The sequence below is a fragment of the Nocardia sp. CA-129566 genome (assembly GCF_050956075.1).
Classification (GTDB): Bacteria; Actinomycetota; Actinomycetes; order Mycobacteriales; family Mycobacteriaceae; genus Nocardia.
Genome location: NZ_CP192085.1, coordinates 2,265,305 through 2,286,520 on the forward strand (window position 1 = coordinate 2,265,305; position 21,216 = coordinate 2,286,520).

Here is a 21,216-nt window from a genome sequence, read left to right on the forward strand (position 1 = left end):
CTACGTTCGCGCAACCCCCTCCGCCACCCCTGAATCAAGGCGATTTGGTTGCCGACACGCCAGTGGTGTAACTTCGTTCAGGCAGTCAGGGAAACCTGAAAGCAACCCACTCGGGGCTATGGCGCAGCTGGTAGCGCACCACACTGGCAGTGTGGGGGTCAGGGGTTCGAGTCCCCTTAGCTCCACTTTTCGAGGCAAAAAGCGGCATTGAACAGGGCGTATACGTCCAACCGCAGATGTAAGCAGGTAGGCGCTCTACCTTATTCGCCCTGCTCAAAGCCGCTTTCGTGTTCTATCCCCGCAAGGTGACTTGCCATGTATTTGGCATTGAACAGGCCGGAAACTGTTTGTGCTCGACCGACCGCATGGATGGCTAGTGGTTCCCGAGATGTCAAGACCGGGCACGTACATGCGTGTCTCGCCTCCGGACACCTCGATCGCGCAGACGGTTCAGCACCGTTTCCGGATCGACAGCCAGGTGCCGGGCGATTCGAGCGAGCGACCAGCCGAGACCGTAAAGCTCGACCGCCTCGTCAACCTGCTGCGAAGACAAGCCCCACCGCCGCAGCGGAATGTTGTGCCGATGCAGGATCGCGCTGAGGGTCCGGCGGTCGACACCGAACCTGTCTGCGAGCTCATAGGTCGACTCGCCCGCGGTGTAGCCCTCTATCAAGGCCATGACTTCGTCGTGATCGAGCCGCCTCACCCGCCGTCGCGCGAGCTTGTCAGCCGGCGCCGGCCCTGAAGTCTTGCCGTCGACCACCGCTGGACCGCCGCGGGCACCCGTATTCCCAGCCTTCTGCTGTCGCGCGAGCCCGACAAGCACTGCAGCGATCTTCCCGACATCGAGCGGATCACGACGAACACCAGATACACGAATCCCACCCCACCGCGTCACGCCTCCATACGAAGTCGTCATAAGGCCAGCCTCGACCTATTGCGCAGCGACGGCCACGCCCTCGACGGCTCCGGTGGACGGTACCTCAGTCCTGGGGCCGGCAAGGTCGACGCAAACCGGGTGTACTACCCGGGAAACCACATGCTGCCCAACAGCATCACGAAAGGGACTGGTGCAGGTCAAACTGTCACCGGATCCTGCATCAGTCCCCTTCGGCGCGCATGGGGCCGATGCGACGACGATGGGCATGTCGATGCATTGCATCCCGGCCTAAGCGGTAGACGTCCTGCCGGACCACGGGCAGTCAGATCCGACATTCCGCCTATCGCGGCATCGGCTTCAGCTGTACGGCCGGTCTTGGATGGCTTTACTCGGAACGCGTTGACATGGGCAAATGGGGCCGTCACGCTTATTGAGGCAGCGTGTTGCTCGCGCTGGCTGAGCAGTTCATCGATGTGCCGTGAGACGCCCCCCAGACCGGGGTGCGACGAATCGCAACGGAGGTTTCGATGTCTGGTAGTAGCGAGAGCCGTGACAACACCGGCAAGCCGAAGGCCAAGGTAGCGAAGGCCCAGCCGATGAAGCAGCAACAGCAGCAGCAGCACGCAGTTCAGAGTGACGTGAAGAAGGGCACGTTACCTCCCGTACCCGAGATCACGCCGGCGACAACCAGAGTGCACCTCACCGACAAGTACCGGCTGTACAACGACACGGACACGGATGTCACTGTGGTTGCGGTACGGGGCGGCTATGCCGAGCCGATCCGGGTCATCACCATCGGGCGGGAAAGCTACAGCGACGTCTACGAAAACTGCGACCTTGGCGACTTTCTCATCGTCAGACGCTCAAATGCTGGCTGGATAGCGGCCTATGAAGGTCAAGGCAGCGGCACCTACGTCGCGGACTGGAGCGGGTACCCGGGCCCCGGGATAACCAGTATCAGCGAATTGAAATAACCCGGACGACATAGGCGACGGATCCAGCATTTGCCATATGCTATTAACGCCATTTTGAGTGGCGGATGCGCAATATTCGAAGCTGCGATATTCGTCCCCGTCGAGAGTGGTTGCATCGCAACATGTTTGGTGAATCGACCTCCCCGGTGACCGACTCGATGCGCTTCGCACTGGCGCACACGGATGTCGCCGGGCGCCGACGGCGGACTCTGGCTGCGGGCCGCGCCGGCCGTACCGCGCGGTTCGCAGCACAGTTGCGCGCGGCGAAGAATCCGCAACGGACGCGGTCCGATTCGCGTTCGCTCGGGTAACGCAACGGGCCACCAAGGTGTAGCGGGCGGCCGAACAGCTCGATGATTCCGACGGGGTAGTTGACCAGCGAGCTGTGCAGGTCGCCGTCCTTGTTGTCGGGGAGTGTGGTCCCGGGGTGGGTGTAGCCCTGCACTGCGCTGCGTGGTAATGGGGCTATTCCGCCGTCCAGGATGATGCGCAGAGCGCGAAGCCAAATTCGTTGCACCGTGTCGATCTCGTCAGGCATCGCGAAGATGGTCCCGGTCCGGTCCTGGACCAGATCGAGGTCACGTGCAGCATCCGCTAGAGCTGACAGTTCTGCTCCGGATTCGTCCGGCGCGACAGATCCCAGTGCTGCGGTCGATAGAAAGTTCCCGTCGACATGAATCTGTGCCGTGGTGGCGTTGCGGATTGCGTGCCGAAGTTCGATGCCACGCCAGACTTCCCGTGGCTCGCGTCCTTTCATGGTGAGAGTTATGGTCGCCTCGCCTGCGTCGCCCACTTCGAGCGGTGCGCGGAGTTCGAGATGAAGGCTGTGATGGAATGTCGCCGCGATGGGTGTGAGGGCGATGTTCTTGCCATCGGCTCGCAGTGCCGGGATCCAGGCCGACTTGTACGGCGGAATTCTAGCCGATGCCCTCCAGCGCATCGGCCACCGATACGGTGTCCCCGCCGTCGATGAACTCACCGTTGTGTTCATCGAGTTGGGTGCCGTCGATCCGCGGCTTGCCCGTAGCCTGGCCAAGGGCTTCGGGTACTTCTGGGCCCGAGACCACGAAGCCGTCGCAGGGATTGTGATCCCGAAAATCGAAGCCGCCGCCCGTGCCCTACTCCGCCAACTCGACGAAGGCATCTATCAGGTGCAAGCGGCCAAGAATCCCGGCAATTACCCGTACCTGCCCGTCCTCCTCGACGAGCTGGAAACGCTTGCACTGGACGAGGATTGGGCATACTTTCTGCGCTGGCAGTTACTCGGGCCGATCGGACTCAACCTGCGAAACGAGTACGCGCACGGATTCATCGACGATGTCGGTCCGATACAGGCGGCGCTGCTGCTGCGGGCCGCGGTGGTGCTCATTACGGCGCAGATTACCGACAATTCGGGTCGGCGCATCGAGGTGGCGTCCGCGGCCGCTCTGCCGTCGGGACGCGACCGGATCTTGGACGCCGTGCTCGCGAGGACCAGTCGGACCGAATCTCGAATTTTCATCGCAGCGGAAGGCATCCGCGGAAAGCTGCGGGCACGGCACCTGCCGGAAACGTGACCGGTCAGCACCGGTGGGCGATTTCGTCCACCGGTGCCCCGATCATCGGCATGTGCGGATATCTGCGCGGTCAGCGGCTATTATCTGCGTTCACTCGGGGCTGACCGGGTGGCGTCGACTGCCGATGCTCAAGCGGCAGCGACCGGGCTGTGGAGCTAGACCCGCTTCTGTCGTTTGAGATCCGGGAGCCACATCGGCCAAGTCTTCGCGACGGCGGGCCAGCCCCAGCGGCTTGCCTGTGGAACTGGAAAGACATCAGGCACAAGCCGGTTCTGTCGCATTCGTGTCGATGGATATGTCGTAGCGGCGCTATAGCATTCGCCGAGAATCCGGCGGATTCAGTTCGCCAAACGAGATGCACAGGCTCGAGGAACAATGCCACAACATGAGCAAGGACGGCCCCGACCCGATGGGAACTGCAGCGTGAGTGAGGATCAGCCCGCTGCTATGGCGAGTCTCACCAGAGTGCTGTCATGCATCGGGCCGACGTGCGGGGACACTATCGACTGGGGTGCGGCGGAGCGGATCTACGGAACCTCTTTCCCGGCCGACTACCGAGCCTTCGTCGCAACCTTCGGCAGCGGCGGGATCGAGGATATGGTCGGTGTCTTCACCCCCACTGCCTCCTCGGCCGAGTCACAGATGCTCAAGGTCTCGAGGCTCTCGGAGCGCGCGCTTGCCGACGAAGGAGTGAACCGATGGGCACTCGTCGATCGGGGCCGGTATCGGCTGGAGGACCTGCTCATCTGGGGCGGAACAGCCGCGGCCGACACTTTGTGCTGGATCACCACAGACCCGGACCCGGACCAATGGCCGGTCGCGGTCTACACACGCTTGGACCTCGAATGGACGGTATACCCGTGCGGCATGGCCGAGTTCCTGCTCAAGCTCCTACGCAACCAGTGGCACCCGTGGCCGATCAGCGACACCTCGCTCCAGGAGGACATGCACCCGCGCTTCCTGCACGACAAGGACGAGGCAGCCGCATACGAAGCGGGCCGCTACCCCTGGGAGTAGTGATCCGAGCGACCTGCTCAATCACGGTCGGAGAACCTCCGGCTGATAGCGACTCGAAACCCGATCGTTGATGCTGTCAGTGGGCGTCCGAGTGCTCGCCCGAGGCGCGCTGAGCAGTTGTTTCGATCTGACCGCCGACACGTGCAGCAAAGACCTCCGACCCGAAATCATGTGTCCTTGCGTAGCAGAGCGGTGATTTCGGTGCCCATCTCGGCGGTGAGCGGGCCGGGACAGGTGATTCCTAGTGACTCCGCCAGCGTCCGACCGTGCAGGTCCACGGCGGATTCGATGAGCGCGGCCAGTGCGTCACCGGATTCCTTGGTGCGATGCCAGGCCGCCAGCGCGGTGAACGCGCCAGCCACTGCCGCTGGCCACCAGAGCGTGCCGAGCGCTAGGTAGCTCAAGGCCCAGCCGGCCATCTGGCCAGCGCTGGTCAATGCTGCGTGGGCGGTACCGAGTTCGGCGCGGGCGGCTTCCGGCACTATCAGCCAGAGTCGGGGCCAGGTCGAGGCGAGATCGAGTTGGTAGCGGCGCAGCACACGGCGGTCGACGGCGACTATCCGGTCTCCGAGCCAGAACGGGTGCCGCGGTGGCTCCAGTGCGATCCGGTTGCGTGCGGCGTTGTGGCCTTCGGCGATGCGGACCAGCTCAGATGCGTCCGGTCGGTTGTCGCGCTGGGCGCGGCCCGCGAACAGCCGCGCCTGCTCGAACCGTGTCCGCGCGCGCTCCCATCGCACGGCCCGACGGGCGAGCAGCCAACGGCTGATCGGGTCGCGCGCGGGCGCCAGCCACCATCGAATGATCATCGCGCCCAGTGCTTTGGCAGCGAGGCCAGCAACCGACGCGGCGGCGAGCAGTCCCGCCAAGCCCAGGACCACGGTGCCCGCGGTCCTGGCCGCAGGTTGGGACGCGAGCCGGGTGAGCATATCGCGCAGCATGGGAAGGTCGTACCAGTGACGTTGTCCGAGCTCAAGTGCCGTGATCGCCACTGCCAGGTACAGAGTCCCGGGAAGCACGAGCAGGGTCAGCCACTTTTCGGCGAGTTTCCCTGCCAGCGCCTCCAGGAAGCGCGTCATGGCCGCAGCCGGATCAGGCGCAGGGGCTGGCCGAGTACCGCGCAGGTCGGTGCGGGCGCGCTGGGGTCGGGTGCCTGCATCCGGTCGCAGGCGTCGGCAGGGCAGGCCAATACTTCCAGGGAAGGATGGCCGCCACCGATGCCGCCGATTCCCGGTAGTGTCGTGTACGTCGACCGCGAGGAACTCAACCCCGCAGCGAAACCGTTGCGCAACAACAAGTCTTCCAACTCATCAAGCTCTGTGTCCAGGTCTGCCGGTGGGCGGCCAGCGCGTATGGCGGCCGCGATCGACCTCGCCCGCTCGCGCATCGGCCCCGGTGTCGCCAGCGGGCCGGAGCTTTCCGCGAGGCGCGCGCACAGCTGCTCGATCCGATGGTCGACCTGTCTCGGCCTACCGTGGCCTCCTGTATTCACGCTGGCATCGCCCCCTTCACAGTTGTTCCAACCGCCCACACTAGCGATCATGGTGGGTGCTCGTGCATGTAACGACCGCGAAGTAGGGGCCCGCCGCGATGCCCGATCACGATCCCTTTTCCTTGACCCGAACTGCTGCCGAACATGTTTCGCAGTTTCACCGTACCGGCGACGGCGGGCAGCTGGACCAGGCCATCGCCCTGATGCGGCGGACGCTCGAACTGGCCGAACACAGCCCGGTGATCGATCCGGCCTGGCCAGCCGGAAATCTGGCCAACTTGTTACTGCACCGATTCGAGACAAGCCGCCGCCGAGAGGATTTGGACGAATCGTTGCGGCTGCTCAGGAAGATCGCCACCGAAACCGGTGCCACCCCGACCCAGAGCGGCGACCTCGTTCGCATCATGCGACACCGGTACGAACTCGATCGAGATTCCGACGAATTGGACCAGTCCATTCGCCTAGCCCGCTTCTGCCTGGCGCGAATTGCGCGAGAAGACCCGGACTACGCCGGCATTCAGCATCAGCTCGGTCTGTTGCTGGACCATCGGTTCGACCACAGCAGCCACATCCGCGATCTCGACGCCGCGATCGAGGCACACCGGACCGCGGCGGCATTGTCGGGATCCGACCGCGCTCGGCTGCTGGTCAACCTCGCCGGGTCTCTACGGGCGAAGTACGACTTCACCGGTGATGCAACGTGCCTGGCCGAAGGTATCCAGGCCGCCACACAGGCCGCAGGCGCCTTCGCCGCGTCCGACCCTTTACACGGCGAGATGTACTGGCAAGCCGGGGTTCTGCTGCGGTACCGGTACGAAGCGACCGGCGATCTCGCCTACCTAGCCGAGAGTGTCGAACTGCTCCGGCGTGCCGTCAATCACGCTGGTCACGACGAGCAGATTTTGGCCAACCGGCGCAACAGCCTGGCCGCGGCGTTGGCGCGGCAGTTCCAGCACAGTGGCGATGTCGAGGTACTCACCGAAGCGATCGAAGTACTGCGCTGGACAGCCGGACGGCCGGCCCCCGCCGCCGAGCGTGCGGCCCGGCTCAACAACCTCGCGGTAGCCCTGCGAGAGCGGTTCCTGCATTTCCGCGACCTCGGTGCGCTGCGGGAGGCGATCAGCGTCCTCGAGGAGGCGATCGCAGGCACCTCTCCTGGCGATCAGCGGCGCACGGAATATGTGTCGACGCTCGGCATCGCGCAACAGAATCTGTTCGAGCGCACAGGTGATCCGGAGGCTGCCGAGCGTGCGGTCACAGCGGCGCGAGAGGTCGTCCGGGCCACGGCAGGCAATACACCCACGCGTTGGCTGGAAACTCTTGCCAATGCGTTGTATCTGCGTTCCCGGGCCCGAGGTGAGGTCGAGGATCATCAGGAAGCCTTGCAGTTGCTGGAAGAGGTGTTGGTACAGACGCCGTTCGGGACGCCCGGGCACGCGGGCTGCCTGAGCAATCTCAGCAACATGTGGCTGTCGGAGTTCCACCGCGGCGGCCAGGACACGGCGCTGGACCGCGCTATCGCTTACATGGGCCGCGCGGTCCGGTCCGATCCGGTGCCGGCCGCCATGCGTGCCGGCTACTACCGGCAGCACGGCAAACTGCTACTCCTGCAACATGACCGCACCGCGGACCCAGGTGCGCTACGCGCTGCCGGACGAGCTTTCGCTCGCGCGACCGACGAGGCGTCCGGGCCGTTGTCGATCGTGCTCGCGGCAAGCGAATGGTCGGCCACTGCGGCCCGCCTAGACGACTGGCCGCAGGCCAAGCGCGCGGCCGAACTCGCGATGACGCTGATCCCGCAGGTCACCAGCCGCCGCCTAGCCCGCGCCGACCGAGAGCACGGGCTGGTCCAGCTCGCCGGAGTGGCCGCGGACGCCGCCGCTTGCGCACTCCAACTCGGCGATCCCCAGTTGGCCCTGCGGTGGCTGGAACAGGGACGAGGCGTCCTGATGAGCCAGGCCCTCGAGTCCGGTGGCGATCTGGGGCGGCTGCGGGAACAGCATCCCACGCTCGCGCAGCAACTGGCCGAGGCCACCGACACGATCGACAGCGACGAAGAAGACAGCGACGAACGGCACGCCAGAGCGGCACTACGCGAGGACATTTTGGCGGAAATCCGCACACTGCCCGGATTCGGTGAGTTCCTGCAACCACCGTCGCTGACCGAACTCCATGCCTGCGCGGCCGTCGGCCCAGTGGTGCTGATCAACCTCAGCCGCCACCGTTGTGACGCGCTGATCGTGCGCCGCGACGACCTGATCACAGTGGCGCTCACCAAGCTGACCCTGGATGATGCCGACCGGCAGGCCAGGCGTTTCCAGGCGGCACTGGCCGCGGCGTGCGTGCCGGGCCCGAGCGAATTGGACGGGCACCGGATGGTCACCGAAATCCTGCAATGGTTGTGGGACACCGTGACCGGCCCGATCCTGGATCAGCTGCGCCCGTCGCCCCATCAACGACTCTGGTGGTCGCCAGGCGGCCCGTTGTCCTCGCTGCCCCTGCACGCGGCCGGACACCACGGCCGCAGGGAGTCAGAGCCTCTGACAGTGCTGGACCGCGTGACTTCCTCGTACACACCGACCGTGCGAGCGCTCGGACACGCCCGGGCGGCCATCTCGACCGGGCCGCTTCCGAACGGGCGACTGCTGGTGGTGTCCATGCCAGAAACAGGCCGCGAGCGCCCCTTGCCGTACGCGCGTAAGGAAGCGGCGGCGTTGGCTGCGCTGTGGCCTACCGACGAACTTACCGGTCCGACCGCCACTCGCGACGAGGTGCTGGCCGCATTGCCTAGCCACGCTTACGTGCATTTCGCCTGCCACGGGGTCAGCGACGGGGACAACCCGTCGGCGAGCCGGCTCGTGATGCACGACGAGCGCCCATTGACCCTCCTGGACGTGTCACGACTGCGGTTGCCCGCCGCGCGACTGGCGGTGCTTTCGGCCTGCCATACCGCCCACGGCACACCTGCTCTCGCGGATGAGGCGCTGCATATCGCAGGCGCGTTCCAGCTCGCTGGCTATCCAGAAGTGATCGGCACGCTCTGGTCGATCAATGATCGAATCGCGAGCCGCATCGCGATCGGCTTCCATACCAAGCTGATCGAGGACGCCAGCAGAGTGGTACCAGATCCACAGCGCTCGGCAGCGGCGCTGCACGCGGTCATACGGGAGTTCCGAGACGGAGGCTATCCACCGATCGTGTGGGCCGCGTATATCCACACGGGAGCATAGAAGTTCGACGATATCCGCGCACCGCCTCGGCACAGCGTGCCATCATCGGCAGGACTATGGAGGGGACATGGCTTTCTGGCGCTCGAAGCGTTCGGACCAATCACCTGTGGACAAGGTCCACGAAATCACAATCACGTTATCCGCCCTGGAGTTCGCCCGCCTGGCGTTCAACGCTGCCCGCGACCACGTCGGCATATCGCACCCGAAGACCCTGGAGGCGCTACACCAACTCGCGCTCGCGTTGAGCCAGGAGCCGCAGCGCCGAGCCGACGCACTGAAGCTTTACCAGCAATTGGTCGTGCTCTGCGGTGACGTATTCGGCCCCGATGACGAGCAAACCTTGCGCGTCGAGTACGAGGCCGCCGACATAGAGTTCGAACTTGGGAACGTGAGCACCGCGGAAGCGCATATGCATGAGGTACTAGATCGGCGCGAACGTGTGCTCGGACCGGACCACCCCGACACGTTGGCCACCTCCGAGTCGCTCGGCTACATGCTGACCGCGCTGGGGCGGGCGGCCGAGGCCGAGGCGCTGCACCGCGACGCCGACGCGCGACTGGAACGGCTGCACGGCACCGAGCATCCACAGACGATGTCGAACCGTAACAAGCTGGCAAACGCGTTGCGCGTCAGCGGCTTACTGAACGAGGCCGCGGAGATCTACCGTTCTCTCATCGAGATAAACGAGCGCGTCCACGGCGTCACGAGCATCGAAGCTGCCCAGTCCCGTAACAACCTTGCGGCGACCCTGTTCGGTCTAGGCAGGGTCACCGACGCCGCAGACGAGTTCCGCGCGATCATCCGCGGGCTCTCCGGCCAAGACAAACACCGGGAACTCCTCGCCAGTGCACAAAACAACCTAGCCACAGCGCTTTACCGACTCGGCCGCTTCCGACAAGCCGAGCCGGAAATACGAGCGAGCGTTGCCGCCTACGAACGGATGAGAGGCGCTTCGCACCCGGACACGATCAATGCAGTTGAGAACCTGGCGCGAGTGCTGGCCCGACTCGGCCGTCCCAAGGAGGCCGACCGGCTCGCGCGTCGGTGCCTGGCATTCAATGAGAGTCGGTACCCGCCAAACCATCCCCGCGTCCGGGAAGTCTGCGAGCTACTGGACGAACTCGGCTGAGGCCTGCCCGGAGGCGAGCCGTTAGCCGCGAATGCGATGATGACGCCGTTCTTGGTCCGAGCGATGTCCATGCCGCTGGTGGAGACGACGTAGTCGGCGACGCTGTCCGTATCGAGCCGACAGCTCGGACCGGCACTTGGGTTCATTGTGGTCGGCCGTGGGTGTCGCGGCGGGGGATGCCTCGTTGTTGGAGTGCGGTGCGGATGGTGGTGTGGGCGACGCCGAGGCGTTGGCCGATGTGGGCGAGGGATTCGCCGTGTTGGTAGCTGGTGATGCGTGGTTGATTTCGGTGGGGGTGAGGTGTCGTTGGTGGCGGATGGTGGCGCCGGCGTCCCGGAGAATTCCCAGGATGCTTCCTTTGGCGAGTTGCCAGTCGGTGGCGAGCTGAGCGATGGGGTCTCCGGAGTGGTAGGCGGCGACTATTGCGGCGCGGTCGGCGGTGGTGATGCGTCTCTGTAGGGCGTGGCGTTTGGGTCTGTGCCCCGGCACCCGTGTGGGGGTCGTTGTCGCGTCGGGTAGCTTGCGGAGGAGTGTTTCCAGGGCTTCTACCTGGCGTTTTGTGTTGTAGTAAGGTCCCCAAGGTCCACTCACAAAAGATCCTCAGGCTCACAACCTGGGGATCCTTGTACGTTATGCCTCCTACTCGAACCATGTTGGTTCCCGCCTGCAATTCAAGGCTCGGGCTTGATCTCAACAATCGGCTCGCCGACCGGAGCATGACCTGCCTGAACGGCGCGACACATGGCTCGAGCGGATGTCCAGACGCTGCAGGGATTCCGGATCCTCGTCTGCGTTCCGAGCTCCGGGACTGGAGTTCGTCGAGCGCGCCCTGGCCTGGATCACTGCCGATACGTCCGCGACTACGAGCGACCTCCCGAACACCACCTAGCCATGGTCACCTGGTCGATGATCATGCTGATGTCACGCCGCCTCACCCGCGCGTAACTGTTGCTGTCGGAATGGGGTGAGGTGATTGCCAGTCGAAAGATCGACGCCATTCGACTGCACTGAGTACGCTCTCCGCTAGGCCGAAAAGTGTGGTCCGACAATATCTTTCGGATCGGTCTTGCATCGAATGTCGGATCCAGGGCCAGCTCGATGGCACTGGCCCGTCGGTGCATCGTTTCTGATCTGTGAGACGGCCGCGACGCGACGTCGACGGAGATGGGATCAGGTCGGTTGCCAACACCTCCCGAATTCGCCACCGAAGCAATAGTCTGGAACGAGCTGGTCGGTGCGTGCCTCGAGGCCCTGGTCGCGACCCGGCACGTGAGGATCCGCACGATTCGACCTCCGGTTCATCCGAGGTGGCGGCACGCATTTGTTCCCGGCAGAGGTATCAACCCAACTCGAGAGGGGCATGTGATATGTGGCTCGTCGAGGACACCGAGTACTGGTCGATGACGCACAACGAGCAGACACGCTCGATCAAGCTTGCCTGGAAGGCCATCACGCACGCGATGTCCGCCGATGGCTTCGAGCAGACGCACTTCGACGGCACCTGCCGGGCGCGAGCCTGGCTGCGCGAGGGCTGACACCATGGTGGAGCGCGAACTCATCCTCGTCACGGGTGCCACGGGCCGACAGGGTGGAGCGGTGGTGCGTCACCTCCTTGCGCGTGGGATGCCGATCCGGGCGCTCACACGCAATCCCGACTCGGCGCGAGCCCGGTCGCTTGCGGCGACGGGCGTGGAGCTCGTCCAGGGCGATATGGACGACGTCGAGAGTCTCGAGCGCGCGATGATCGGCGCCCATGGTGTCTATAGCGTGCAGGACTTCTGGAGTGTCGGCGCCGAACGTGAGGTCCAGCAGGGCCGCAACGTGGCCGACGCTGCGCGCGGCACCGGCGTCGAGCACCTGGTGTTCTCCTCTGTGGGCGGAGCAGAGCGCGGATCGCGCATCGACCACTTCGAGACCAAGGGCGTGATCGAGCGTCACATCCGCGCGCTCGGCCTGCCCGCCACGATCTTTCGGCCGGCGTCGTTCATGGAGAACTACTACATCCCGGCGGTCGAGAAGGGGTTGCTGAAGGGCAGGCTCGTCGACCCGGTGCGCGCCGATATCCCCTATCAGACGATCGCGACCGATGACATCGGCAAGTTCGTCGCGCTCGCGTTCGCGCGACCCGAGGAGTTTCTCGGCACCGAGCTGGAGATCGCGGGCAGCGAGCTGACCAACCGCCACGCCGCCGAGGTCTTCGCGCGTGTCATGGGGCGCCCGGTCAAGTACCGGCGCCTGCCGATGCCGATCGTGCGTGTCGCACTCGGCAAGGAGTTCTACCAGATGTTCCGTTGGTTCAACGCCGGCGGCTACCAGGCCGACGTCGCAGGTCTGCGCAGGCGCTACCCGGAGTTGCAACTGCGTACGCTGGAGGACTGGCTGCGTGAGGAGGGCTGGGAGAACAAGCGCACCATCAGTGTCAAGCGCGACAGGATCGGCCGTCCGCTCGGAGTGTCGGGGCGGTGAGCGCGTGGTGAGCGGTCAGCCGGATTCCGGACGGGATCGAGCTGTGGAGTGTCCGAGGTTGTCCTGGCTGCGGATCCTGTCCAGCCCTATTGCGTGTACTTCATGACGAATTCGGCGATGGCATTCTGCATCTGAGTGAGCCCCGGCTCCTCGATCGGATAGTGCCCGGCGTTGTCCAGCATGACCGTGTGCACCGGCACAGCGGTGATGGGTGACAGCACCAGCTGGCTCGAGTGCAGGGGTGACCAGCGGTCTTCGGCGGGCTGGGCGAGCAGTATCGGGCAGGCGTCGAAGTGCGCTGGTTTCACGGCTGATCGGTAGTCGAGGTAAGAGGCGAGAAACTGGATCGGAACCCGGTTGCCCGCGGAGGTCCGGTCTCTGGTCATGATCGTGAGCGCTGTCTTGTCGTTGACCAGTGCCGACATCTTCGACGCCAAAGCACGGACCGAAGGTGAACGTCGCCGGCGTCGATCTCACGAGCGCGGCGGCGTTGCCCAAGGATGAGCAGGTCGCCCGGATGATCGACACGGTGCGCATGATCGGAATGGTGCGATGAAACGCGGTTCATTCGTCTCGCTCGGCGCGATCGCGACCGTCCTCGTGCTCGGCGTCGGCTACCTCGGCTTCGACGTGGTCCGCGTCGACTGGCTGCGGGACTACACCCGGCTCACCATGGCGTTGCCGAATTCCGGTGGGCTGCTGCCGAAGTCGCCGGTGCTGTATCGCGGGGTGCGCGTCGGCGATGTGACGGCGGTGACCGCGGCCGACCGCGGTGTCGTGGTCGACCTGCGCATCGAACACGGCTACCAGGTGCCCGCGTCGAGCTCGGTGGCGATCGAGAAGCTCTCGGCGATGGGCGAGCCGTATATCGAATTCCGGCCCGACACGACAACTGGCGCTCCGTATCTCACCGATCGGCAGCGTGTCGATGCCGTGCAGGTGCACATGCCGGTGTCCATCCCGCAGATGGCCGACGCGATGGCCCGGCTCCTCGAACAGTTCGATCCGCAGGCGCTGGGCGAGCTGGTCTCGACCCTGTCCCGGGGATTGGCGGGCACCGAGCAGATCGTTCCCGAATTGGGCCGGTCCACGCAGCTGCTGGCCGCCATGCTGCTGTCCCGATCGAGCGAACTGCGTACCCTGCTCGAGCAACTCCAGCGGGTCGGTGCCGACAGCGACTGGGCCGGACCGGCATTCGCCGAGAGCGGGCCGCACTGGGGTCGGTTCGGCGGCCGGATCCGCGAGGTCGTCGATGTCGTCGAGAACATAGTCCGCGATCACGAGGGCGGCACCCTGCCGGACGACTACGTGAGCGGTGACGGCCTGCTGCCGTTCCTGAACCGGCTCGTCGCCTTTCTGCACGAGTCCGGCCCGGAGCTGCGACAGCTCGCGCCCGCACTGCGACCCCTGGCCGAATCCGTCGGCACAGCGGCGGGGCGAATCGACCTGAGCAGCCTCATTTCCCAAGCGCTGCACGCCACTGGCGATGACAGTGCGCTGCACCTGCGGATCACCGTCAAATAGCACCATCACCACAGATCCCGGAGACACCATGGCGACAACAGCCGAAGCGCAGACCGCTACCGACGACGAGACCCCCGAGACGACACGACCCTCGGCCGGAGAACTCTCCGCCGCACACCGAACCGTGCGGGTGCCGGTGTCGACGATGGTTGTCGCCGCGGCCGGTGTGCTGATGCTGGCGGCCACGATCACCTTCGGCACGCTGTGGGCCGTCGCGCGCGGCAACCTCGCGGACCGCGACGCCACCGCCGCCGATCAGCGCCAGGCAGAACAGATTGCCACCGACTACGCTCTTGGCGCGTCCACCATCGACTATCAGGATTTCAATTCCTGGGTGGGCAGACTCAAGGCCAACACCACCGCCGAACTGGCCGCCAAATTCGACACCACCGCACCGAAGCTGCGCGACCTCATTACGCCACTGCACTGGACCTCGACCGCTACTCCCGATGCCGCCAAGGTCATGTCGGACAATGGCGGTGTCTACGTTGTGAACGTCTTCCTCACCGCCGCCTCCACGAGCGTCCAGACGCCCGACGGTGGGATGACCACAGTGACCTACAAGGTCACCGTCAACAAGAACGCGGGCTGGAAGATCACCGACGTGGGCAGTGAGCATGCGCTGGGGAGCCCAACGAAATGAGTACCGACGGGATCTGTTCGACAATCAGCTTGTTCGCCGTCGGCAGCGCTAGAACCAGCCTCGGTGGACGCCGGGCGGTGCCGGATGGGTTGTCGCTGTGTGGATGTCGGTCGCCGCGCCGAGCCGGATCGTCGACGTCGGTTCCGCCGCCAGCGATCCGCTTCCGGCGCGCGGCGCTACCCGAGCGAGACCACCTTGGCCTGCCCGGAGATGACAGTGTCGACGCGATCGACCAGCGCGACTCGCACCTGCACCGTCTGCCCGGCCGACAACTGCGCATGCTGGCCAGCGGCTCCGGCGAGGATGATCACGGCGGTTTGTGAGGCTCCGTCGCATGTCACGGCAGTCTGTGTGCCAGTGGCCGAGGGACTGTCGGCTTGGGGATCGCCCACCATCGCCTTGATGGCGGTGACTCCGGCCGAGGCGTCGCAGCTGTAGTCGACCCCTATATTGGCCGGACCGACGCCGGTGACGTCGATGGTGTTCGCGGCGAGGGCGGGAGCAGCCGCCGTCACGATGGCCAGGCCCATCGCCCCGAAGACAGTCACAGCGAGGGTGGGACGTCGGTATTTCCGGATAGTCATCATGGATCTTCGTCCTCCTGCGTAGGTGGAAGTAGATCGCGGAACACAATCAGAAGACACCACGCGCTCAGCGCGCCGTCCTCCATGCTCCCTCACCTCATCCCACAGCAGACAGACTTTCGACGATCTTGTCCACTATCGACCGCTCGGCGCATGTCGCCACCGGATGTCGCCGTGCTGACCGATCGGTGTTCGACGAAGTTCGGCAGACGCGGTTCGGGCGACCTCGCGTGTCGGCAGTTCGCGATCGACCGCAGTTTCGGTGATGGCCGGTTACCGTCCAGTCGAGCGTGCGCGTCCACGTCGGGACAGCAGTGACTGGAGCACCACGAGCGCGCCGAGGACGAGTACGGTCACGCCGATCACCCGCAGACCGTAGTCGGTGCCCGAGACGAACGCGGTGATGACATCGTTGGCGCGGTCGGGTGTGGTGGTGGCGAGTGCCCGGGCCACGGTGTGCGGATCGTGGTCGGTGCGGATGTCGTGTGGTAGCACGGCGACGAACCGCGCGGTGAGCACCGTGCCGATCACGGCGACGCCCAGGGCGCTGCCGAATTCGCGGGTCGTGGACTGCAATCCGGCTGCGACCCCGGCTTGTGCGGGTGGGAGCGAGCCTGCGATGGCTCCGGAGAGTGTCGGAAGCGCAAGCAGCACTCCGACTCCCGTCACGACGAGCCATGCGGCGTAGGCGAGATAGGGCGTCCGCGCGCCGCTCGTGGACAGTCCGAGCATTCCACCGCCGACGAAGACGAATGCAATAGCGATGGTGGCGTCGAGGCCGATGCGCTGTGAAAGACGCCCGACATACTTCGCGCCGAGGATGATCGGGACGGTCAGCGGGATGATTCCGAGACCGGTCCGCAGCACGCCGAATCCCTTGCCGTACTGCAGGAATGACGCGTTGACGTAGAACAGCGCGAACATGCCGAAGAAGACCGCCGTCATGCCGAGGCAGGCGCTGCGCAGAGCGGGGAGGCGGAACAATCGGGGATCGAGCAGCGGGTGTTCCAACCGCAGCTCGACGATCGTCCACAACACGAAAAGGACAGCAGCACAGCCGAATCCGGTGATGACGATCGCGCTGCCCCAGCCCGCTTCCGGTCCCTCGGCGATGCCGAGCAGCAGTGCGACCGACGCGCCGACGAGCAATACCGTGCCGAGCGGGTCGAGGCGGCGGTCATGGCGCGGTGAGATCGGCGCGACCCGGTCGACGAGCACGAACAGAATCAGCGAGATCGGCACGGCGGCGGTGAACAGCCAACGCCATGATCCGCCCGACAGGACCGCCCCGCCGCCGACATTGCCGACGACTCCGCCGATACCCGTCATCGATGCCCAGACGGCGATCGTCGCGCTCTTGCGTTCGACGGGGACGGCGTGCAGCAGGACGGCGAGCGTATTGGGCAATATGGCGGCGGCGCCGACACCCGTGATCGCACGGCCGGTGAGCAGCAATGCCACATTCGGCGCCATCGCCGACAGCAGCGCGCCGACCGCGAACAGTCCGAGGCCGACGAGCAGGATCCCCTTGCGCCCGAAGCGATCTCCCGCGGCCCCGCCGGGAATCACCAGACAGGCGAAGACGATCACGTAGGTGTCCACGATCCAGACCAGTGCCGATGCCGACGGGTGCAGTGCGCTGGCGGCCAGCATCGGGACGGCGAGGTTGATCGCGGCGACCATCCCGACGACGAGCACGACGCAGGCGCACATGGCTACGAGCAGGCCGCGCTGCGTGACTGGACGGGCCGACGGGGCGCGCGAGGTCGGAGCGCTAGAGACGTTGTATGACATGGCTGTGACGCTAAGGACCAGGGCGGTCTCCGCGCCACGCAACTTTGACAATAGATTCTTGCGTATGATGCAACTATGCCCGAGCAGCTCGATCTGAATCTGCTGCGCGTATTCGACGCGCTGCTCCAGGACGCCAGCGTCACGGCCGCCGCCGAGCGCCTGCATCTGTCCATCCCGGCGACCAGCCGGGCGCTGGGCCGGTTGCGGCGGGCGATGGGGGACCCGATTCTGGTGCGCGCCGGTCGCGGGATGGCCCCGACACCGTTCGCGCTGCGCACCGCGCCGCGGGTGCGCTCACTGTTGGACGAGGCGTCGGCACTGATCAGCGCCGACCGCGAGATCACGGTCGCGGAACTGAAGCGCACCTTCACGATTCGCATCAATGACGGCGTGGCCGCGACGCTGGCGGCCGCGGCGGTCGAAGCCACGGCCGCGCTCGCCCCCGGCGTGACACTGCGCTTCGTCACCGAGGGCAGTGAGAGCAACGATGCCCTTCGTGACGGCTCGGTCGATCTGGATATCGGCGCGGGCGAAGCGGCGCCCGACATCCGGACGGCCGTGCTGTACCGCGAACGAATAGTCGGCATCGTCCGCGCCGACAGCCCGCTCGGCCGTCACCGCCGACCGACGCTGGCGCAGCTGTGCCAGCATCCCCACGTTTCGGCCTCCCGCCGTGGCCGCGCTCGCGGACCACTCGACGACGCACTCGACGCCGCGGGCCTGCAACGCCGCGTCGCCGCCGTCGTGCCCACCTCCGCCATCGCCGCGCTGCTGGTCGCATCGAGCCACTACGTCGGGCTCGTCCCGCAGCGCCTCGCCGAACAGTACGGCCGGGCCCTCGGCCTGCGCTGGTTTCCCATCGCCGCGGCCCTGCCGGAAGTCGAAGTGCGACTGGCCTGGCACGCACGACTCGATGCCGACCCGGCACAGCGTTGGCTACGCGACACGATTCGCGACGCGCTCGGCTCGCCTGGCGATCCTGTGGGCCGGCAGGGGTGAATCAGCGGGTGATCGCGGCGAGGGCTCGGGGGAGGGCGGAGTAGTCGGCGGACCGATCGGACCAGCGGGCGCCGATGTGGCCGTCGGGCCGGATGAGCAGCGCTCCCTGTGGACCGAGGCCGAAACGATCAGCGTGTTCGGCGGTGACGGGCTCGATGTGGAGCGGCCACGGTGCGGTGATCTGTTGCTTCCAGTGGTCGGGGTCCGGGGTGAGCAGCGTGAACCATTCGCCGATGGCGTCGAGGGTGGAGCGGTCGGGTGTCAGCCAGTGGTGTGGCATACGGCGGCCCGGTTCCGTGGTGGGCAGGTAATCCGTTCCCGTGTCGGATGGTTCGGGTGGGTTGTCGTCCGCGTTGTGGACGGCCGCCGAGCGGTAGGTGACCCCGAGCACCAGACCGAGCTGGGCGAAATACCGCTCCGTCCAGGGCAGTTCGATCTGTGCCTGCGCTGCTACACCGCTGTGCAACTGTTCGCGTCGCCTATTTTGGGCTTGGAGCATGAGCTGGGCGTTGGCCACCGCTTGCCGGAGGGTCTCCTCGGCGACCGGTTGTCGTTCCGTCTCATAGGTTTCCAGCAGTTTCGGTTCGGCCCATCCGTGCAGCACACCCGCCAGTTTCCAGCACAGGTTGTGCACATCGGCGATGCCCGTGTTCATGCCGAGGCCACCGACGATGGGGACCGCGTGCGCGGCATCGCCGCTCGGCAGGATCCGGCCGTGTCGGAAGCGTTCGGCGACAAATGCGTTGGCCACCCAGTGCTGAACCCGCCACACATCGACCTTTCCGTTGAGGCCGGGGCCGAGGGCGCGCGATACGAGGTCGCGCCAGTCGACACGCGCGGCGTCTTCGGGGGTGGGGCCGCACCAGGCCCACCCGCCCTCGGGGTAGAGCGGGAGGAACGATCCGTGCGCGGTGACGTAGAGCCCTGCGGGCTGGTCGGCGCACCAGCGGTGCAGGTCGGCATCGAATACGACGGTGGTGACGTCCCCGATCGCGCCGGGGCCCGTGGTGTCGATTCCGAGCCGTTGCCGGACGGTGGAATTCGCGCCGTCGGCGGCGAGCACATAACGGGCTCGGACGTGCGTGTCGGCACCGCTGTCATGGTCGACGAGCAGGGCCGTCACGCCGTCGGTGTCTTCGGCCAGGTCGATGAACTCCACCTCGAACCGCATCGGTGCGCCTGGCGCGGCGAGCAGGATGGGTTCCAGCCGATCCTGTGAGGTGATCACACCGATCACCGGGCTCTCGGGTATCGGCGTGTTGATCCCGACCATCGCCGCGGTGGCGAAATCGCGGTCCCGCAGGGTGTCGCGGAAGCGGATGCGGCCGTACTCGGGTGCGAATGCGCGAGCCACGATCGGGGTAGCGAGCCCTAGCTGGCGCAAGATCTCCATCGAGCGCACATTGACCAGCCGCGACCGGGGAAAAGGTGAAAGCTCGCGGCGCTTCTCGACCAGCATTGCCCGCACACCCCAGCGTTCCAGCAGCGCTCGGGCAGTGAGCCCGACCGGTCCGCCGCCGACGATCAAAACCTCCACATTGATTGCGGGCATATCGACTCCTCCTGATCACCTGAGAGCTGCCGGGCACTCGATTGGGAAGGTGCGGTCGGATCCTCGGTCCCGGCGATCGAGCGCAACTCTGCGAGATCGCCGTCTCGAGGAAATCTCAGCGGCATTTCACCGGCTCCACATCGATGATGACCGAAACCCGGATGCGGTGCTCACAGCTGGCACAAATCTTGCTCACATTCCGGGCAGAGGTTGGGGCGCAACGATTCTCGCGTCGGCACGAGATATCGGCCGACGGTTTCGGATCGAGATCCACCCTCAGGAGGAATGTATGGGAGTCAAGTCGAAGCTGGTGACGGCTGCCGCGGCGGGTGTCGTGATATTCGGCGCGCTCGGCGTCGGCGCTGGTATCGCAAGCGCCGACCAGCCCCAGGGACCGGACTCCGGACAGCAGTGTCCGCCGCCGGGTGACCACCAGGGGCCGCCGCCCGGCGACCACCAGGGTCCGCCGCCGGGTGACCACCAGGGGCCGCCGCCCGGCGACCACCAGGGTCCGCCGCCCGGTGACCGCCAGGGTCCGCCGCCGGGCGATCAGCAGGGCCCGCCACCCGGATGCCAGCCGCCCGCGCAGTGAGCTGAGACCGCAGCCCTATGTCCGGCAAAGGACATAGGGCCTTTTCTTGCGCCGCACCCGGTTGCGTTCGACACGAGCGGTGAGCTGGCCGGGGAACTATGGTGTGGTCGTGCGGATTCGACGGTGGCGCCGGGTGTATCTGGGCGCCGAGTATGCGGCACTGTTCTTCGGCGGGGCGACCGCGTACAACGCGGTCTTGCGCGGCAGGCCCCCGATTCCGGCGTTGCTCGCGCTGGCGCTGGGGGTCTCCGGTTACCTGCGGCGCTCGCCCGATTTCGACCGTGCCGCATTGTGGCGCACCGAGGCCCTTGGGCCGCAGGCACGTTCGATGGCCGCTTTGGCGGGCGGGAACGCGCTGGCCCTCACCGCGGCGGTCGCGATGGCGCGGCGCGACGACCTATTCGACCTACCTCGGCGCAATCCTTGGCTGTGGTTGGCGGTCATGGTGCTGTATCCGGTGCTGAGCGTGTACCCGCAGGAGCTGATCTTCCGTTCCTTTCTCTTCCACCGGTACGCCCCGGTCTTCGGCGAGGGCACCGGGTTGGTGGCCGCGAGCGCGGTCGCGTTCGGCTATGTGCACATCCTGTTCGGCAGTTGGATCTCGGTCGCGATGAGCGGTGTCGGGGGCTGGATCTTCGCAGCGCGATATCTGCGGACGCAATCGCTGTTCACCGCTTCGGTCGAGCATTCGCTATACGGAATGCTCATCTTCACCATCGGTTTGGGCCGATACTTCTATCACGGTGCCGCTCCGGCGGCCGGAATCCGGCAGGAGCCCGTCGGATAA

20 protein-coding genes and 1 tRNA gene are annotated in these 21,216 nt (G+C 65.8%); 13 read left to right on the forward strand and 8 right to left on the reverse strand.

Features of this window, described 5'->3' with window-relative positions; genetic code table 11:
- Positions 1-112 precede the first annotated feature (112 nt).
- Positions 113-185: transfer RNA gene (locus tag ACQP0C_RS10100), tRNA-Ala, on the forward strand.
- A gap of 206 nt (positions 186-391) precedes the next feature.
- Here ACQP0C_RS10100 and ACQP0C_RS10105 read toward each other — a convergent pair.
- Positions 392-919 (reverse strand): hypothetical protein, encoded by a 528-nt coding sequence (locus ACQP0C_RS10105; RefSeq protein ID WP_433732666.1) that lies wholly within the window; start codon positions 917-919, stop codon positions 392-394.
- Between the two features lie 488 nt (positions 920-1,407).
- On the opposite strand from ACQP0C_RS10105, the gene ACQP0C_RS10110 reads away from it, so the two are divergent.
- Complete coding sequence (locus ACQP0C_RS10110; protein ID WP_433732667.1) at positions 1,408-1,854, forward strand: hypothetical protein; 447 nt, start codon at positions 1,408-1,410, stop codon at positions 1,852-1,854.
- A 43-nt stretch (positions 1,855-1,897) separates the two neighbouring features.
- Here ACQP0C_RS10110 and ACQP0C_RS10115 read toward each other — a convergent pair whose 3' ends face one another.
- Entirely contained in the window at positions 1,898-2,611 is a 714-nt protein-coding gene (locus ACQP0C_RS10115; RefSeq protein ID WP_433732668.1) for a hypothetical protein, read from the reverse strand.
- Positions 2,612-2,714: 103 nt separating this feature from the next.
- On the opposite strand from ACQP0C_RS10115, the gene ACQP0C_RS10120 reads away from it, so the two are divergent.
- Both ACQP0C_RS10120 and ACQP0C_RS10125 read left to right on the forward strand, forming a co-directional pair.
- The gene (locus tag ACQP0C_RS10120; protein WP_433732669.1) at positions 2,715-3,410 is read left to right on the forward strand and encodes a DUF4209 domain-containing protein; all 696 of its coding nucleotides are present in this window, start codon (positions 2,715-2,717) and stop codon (positions 3,408-3,410) included.
- A 423-nt stretch (positions 3,411-3,833) separates the two neighbouring features.
- The gene (locus ACQP0C_RS10125) at positions 3,834-4,427 is read left to right on the forward strand and encodes a hypothetical protein (protein ID WP_433732670.1); all 594 of its coding nucleotides are present in this window, start codon (positions 3,834-3,836) and stop codon (positions 4,425-4,427) included.
- 167 nt (positions 4,428-4,594) lie between these two features.
- Here the strand turns inward: ACQP0C_RS10125 and ACQP0C_RS10130 are convergent, their stop codons facing one another.
- The gene (locus ACQP0C_RS10130) at positions 4,595-5,503 is read right to left on the reverse strand and encodes a hypothetical protein (protein ID WP_433732671.1); all 909 of its coding nucleotides are present in this window, start codon (positions 5,501-5,503) and stop codon (positions 4,595-4,597) included.
- Entirely contained in the window at positions 5,500-5,916 is a 417-nt protein-coding gene (locus ACQP0C_RS10135) for a hypothetical protein (protein WP_433732672.1), read from the reverse strand. The genes ACQP0C_RS10130 and ACQP0C_RS10135 overlap by 4 nt, the downstream gene beginning before the upstream one ends.
- A 122-nt stretch (positions 5,917-6,038) precedes the next feature.
- Here ACQP0C_RS10135 and ACQP0C_RS10140 point away from each other — a divergent pair, with 122 nt between their 5' ends.
- From ACQP0C_RS10140 to ACQP0C_RS10155, 4 genes are all read left to right on the forward strand, one after another.
- On the forward strand, positions 6,039-9,146 hold the full coding sequence (locus tag ACQP0C_RS10140; protein ID WP_433732673.1) for a CHAT domain-containing protein: 3,108 nt from the start codon (positions 6,039-6,041) through the stop codon (positions 9,144-9,146).
- A 67-nt stretch (positions 9,147-9,213) separates the two neighbouring features.
- On the forward strand, positions 9,214-10,275 hold the full coding sequence (locus ACQP0C_RS10145; protein ID WP_433732674.1) for a tetratricopeptide repeat protein: 1,062 nt from the start codon (positions 9,214-9,216) through the stop codon (positions 10,273-10,275).
- Between the two features lie 1,367 nt (positions 10,276-11,642).
- Positions 11,643-11,810, forward strand: a complete 168-nt coding sequence (locus ACQP0C_RS10150) for a hypothetical protein (protein WP_433732676.1) — start codon at positions 11,643-11,645, stop codon at positions 11,808-11,810.
- Positions 11,811-11,814: 4 nt separating this feature from the next.
- Complete coding sequence (locus tag ACQP0C_RS10155; RefSeq protein WP_433732677.1) at positions 11,815-12,741, forward strand: NmrA/HSCARG family protein; 927 nt, start codon at positions 11,815-11,817, stop codon at positions 12,739-12,741.
- Positions 12,742-12,827: 86 nt separating this feature from the next.
- On the opposite strand, the gene ACQP0C_RS10160 is transcribed toward ACQP0C_RS10155, so the two are convergent.
- Positions 12,828-13,166: a hypothetical protein gene (locus ACQP0C_RS10160; protein WP_433732678.1), complete on the reverse strand. Its 339-nt coding sequence runs from the start codon at positions 13,164-13,166 to the stop codon at positions 12,828-12,830.
- 127 nt (positions 13,167-13,293) lie between these two features.
- Here ACQP0C_RS10160 and ACQP0C_RS10165 point away from each other — a divergent pair, with 127 nt between their 5' ends.
- Together ACQP0C_RS10165 and ACQP0C_RS10170 are read left to right on the forward strand one after the other, a co-directional pair.
- Complete coding sequence (locus ACQP0C_RS10165; RefSeq protein ID WP_433732679.1) at positions 13,294-14,265, forward strand: MlaD family protein; 972 nt, start codon at positions 13,294-13,296, stop codon at positions 14,263-14,265.
- A gap of 28 nt (positions 14,266-14,293) precedes the next feature.
- Positions 14,294-14,908, forward strand: a complete 615-nt coding sequence (locus ACQP0C_RS10170) for a hypothetical protein (RefSeq protein ID WP_433732680.1) — start codon at positions 14,294-14,296, stop codon at positions 14,906-14,908.
- Between the two features lie 176 nt (positions 14,909-15,084).
- Here the strand turns inward: ACQP0C_RS10170 and ACQP0C_RS10175 are convergent, their stop codons facing one another.
- Positions 15,085-15,495, reverse strand: a complete 411-nt coding sequence (locus tag ACQP0C_RS10175) for a hypothetical protein (protein ID WP_433732681.1) — start codon at positions 15,493-15,495, stop codon at positions 15,085-15,087.
- A 270-nt stretch (positions 15,496-15,765) separates the two neighbouring features.
- The gene (locus ACQP0C_RS10180; RefSeq protein WP_433732682.1) at positions 15,766-17,286 is read right to left on the reverse strand and encodes an MFS transporter; all 1,521 of its coding nucleotides are present in this window, start codon (positions 17,284-17,286) and stop codon (positions 15,766-15,768) included.
- 75 nt (positions 17,287-17,361) lie between these two features.
- Here ACQP0C_RS10180 and ACQP0C_RS10185 point away from each other — a divergent pair, with 75 nt between their 5' ends.
- Positions 17,362-18,285: a LysR family transcriptional regulator gene (locus ACQP0C_RS10185; protein ID WP_433732683.1), complete on the forward strand. Its 924-nt coding sequence runs from the start codon at positions 17,362-17,364 to the stop codon at positions 18,283-18,285.
- A gap of 1 nt (position 18,286) precedes the next feature.
- Here ACQP0C_RS10185 and ACQP0C_RS10190 read toward each other — a convergent pair whose 3' ends face one another.
- On the reverse strand, positions 18,287-19,837 hold the full coding sequence (locus ACQP0C_RS10190) for an FAD-dependent monooxygenase (RefSeq protein WP_433732684.1): 1,551 nt from the start codon (positions 19,835-19,837) through the stop codon (positions 18,287-18,289).
- 289 nt (positions 19,838-20,126) lie between these two features.
- Between ACQP0C_RS10190 and ACQP0C_RS10195 the strand changes: the two genes are divergently transcribed.
- Positions 20,127-20,429 (forward strand): hypothetical protein, encoded by a 303-nt coding sequence (locus ACQP0C_RS10195; RefSeq protein WP_433732685.1) that lies wholly within the window; start codon positions 20,127-20,129, stop codon positions 20,427-20,429.
- Between the two features lie 109 nt (positions 20,430-20,538).
- The gene (locus ACQP0C_RS10200; protein WP_433732686.1) at positions 20,539-21,216 is read left to right on the forward strand and encodes a CPBP family intramembrane glutamic endopeptidase; all 678 of its coding nucleotides are present in this window, start codon (positions 20,539-20,541) and stop codon (positions 21,214-21,216) included.

Coding starts and splice junctions, on each gene's coding strand:
- ACQP0C_RS10155 (WP_433732677.1), top strand. CDS start 11,815: ATGGTGGAGCGCGAACTCATCCTCGTCACGGGTGCCACGGGCCGACAG.
- ACQP0C_RS10115 (WP_433732668.1), bottom strand. CDS start 2,611: ATGAAAGGACGCGAGCCACGGGAAGTCTGGCGTGGCATCGAACTTCGG.
- ACQP0C_RS10130 (WP_433732671.1), bottom strand. CDS start 5,503: ATGACGCGCTTCCTGGAGGCGCTGGCAGGGAAACTCGCCGAAAAGTGG.
- ACQP0C_RS10145 (WP_433732674.1), top strand. CDS start 9,214: ATGGCTTTCTGGCGCTCGAAGCGTTCGGACCAATCACCTGTGGACAAG.
- ACQP0C_RS10120 (WP_433732669.1), top strand. CDS start 2,715: ATGTTCTTGCCATCGGCTCGCAGTGCCGGGATCCAGGCCGACTTGTAC.
- ACQP0C_RS10175 (WP_433732681.1), bottom strand. CDS start 15,495: ATGATGACTATCCGGAAATACCGACGTCCCACCCTCGCTGTGACTGTC.
- ACQP0C_RS10190 (WP_433732684.1), bottom strand. CDS start 19,837: ATGCCCGCAATCAATGTGGAGGTTTTGATCGTCGGCGGCGGACCGGTC.
- ACQP0C_RS10170 (WP_433732680.1), top strand. CDS start 14,294: ATGGCGACAACAGCCGAAGCGCAGACCGCTACCGACGACGAGACCCCC.
- ACQP0C_RS10110 (WP_433732667.1), top strand. CDS start 1,408: ATGTCTGGTAGTAGCGAGAGCCGTGACAACACCGGCAAGCCGAAGGCC.
- ACQP0C_RS10105 (WP_433732666.1), bottom strand. CDS start 919: ATGACGACTTCGTATGGAGGCGTGACGCGGTGGGGTGGGATTCGTGTA.
- ACQP0C_RS10150 (WP_433732676.1), top strand. CDS start 11,643: ATGTGGCTCGTCGAGGACACCGAGTACTGGTCGATGACGCACAACGAG.
- ACQP0C_RS10165 (WP_433732679.1), top strand. CDS start 13,294: ATGAAACGCGGTTCATTCGTCTCGCTCGGCGCGATCGCGACCGTCCTC.
- ACQP0C_RS10195 (WP_433732685.1), top strand. CDS start 20,127: ATGGGAGTCAAGTCGAAGCTGGTGACGGCTGCCGCGGCGGGTGTCGTG.
- ACQP0C_RS10185 (WP_433732683.1), top strand. CDS start 17,362: ATGCCCGAGCAGCTCGATCTGAATCTGCTGCGCGTATTCGACGCGCTG.
- ACQP0C_RS10160 (WP_433732678.1), bottom strand. CDS start 13,166: ATGTCGGCACTGGTCAACGACAAGACAGCGCTCACGATCATGACCAGA.
- ACQP0C_RS10180 (WP_433732682.1), bottom strand. CDS start 17,286: ATGTCATACAACGTCTCTAGCGCTCCGACCTCGCGCGCCCCGTCGGCC.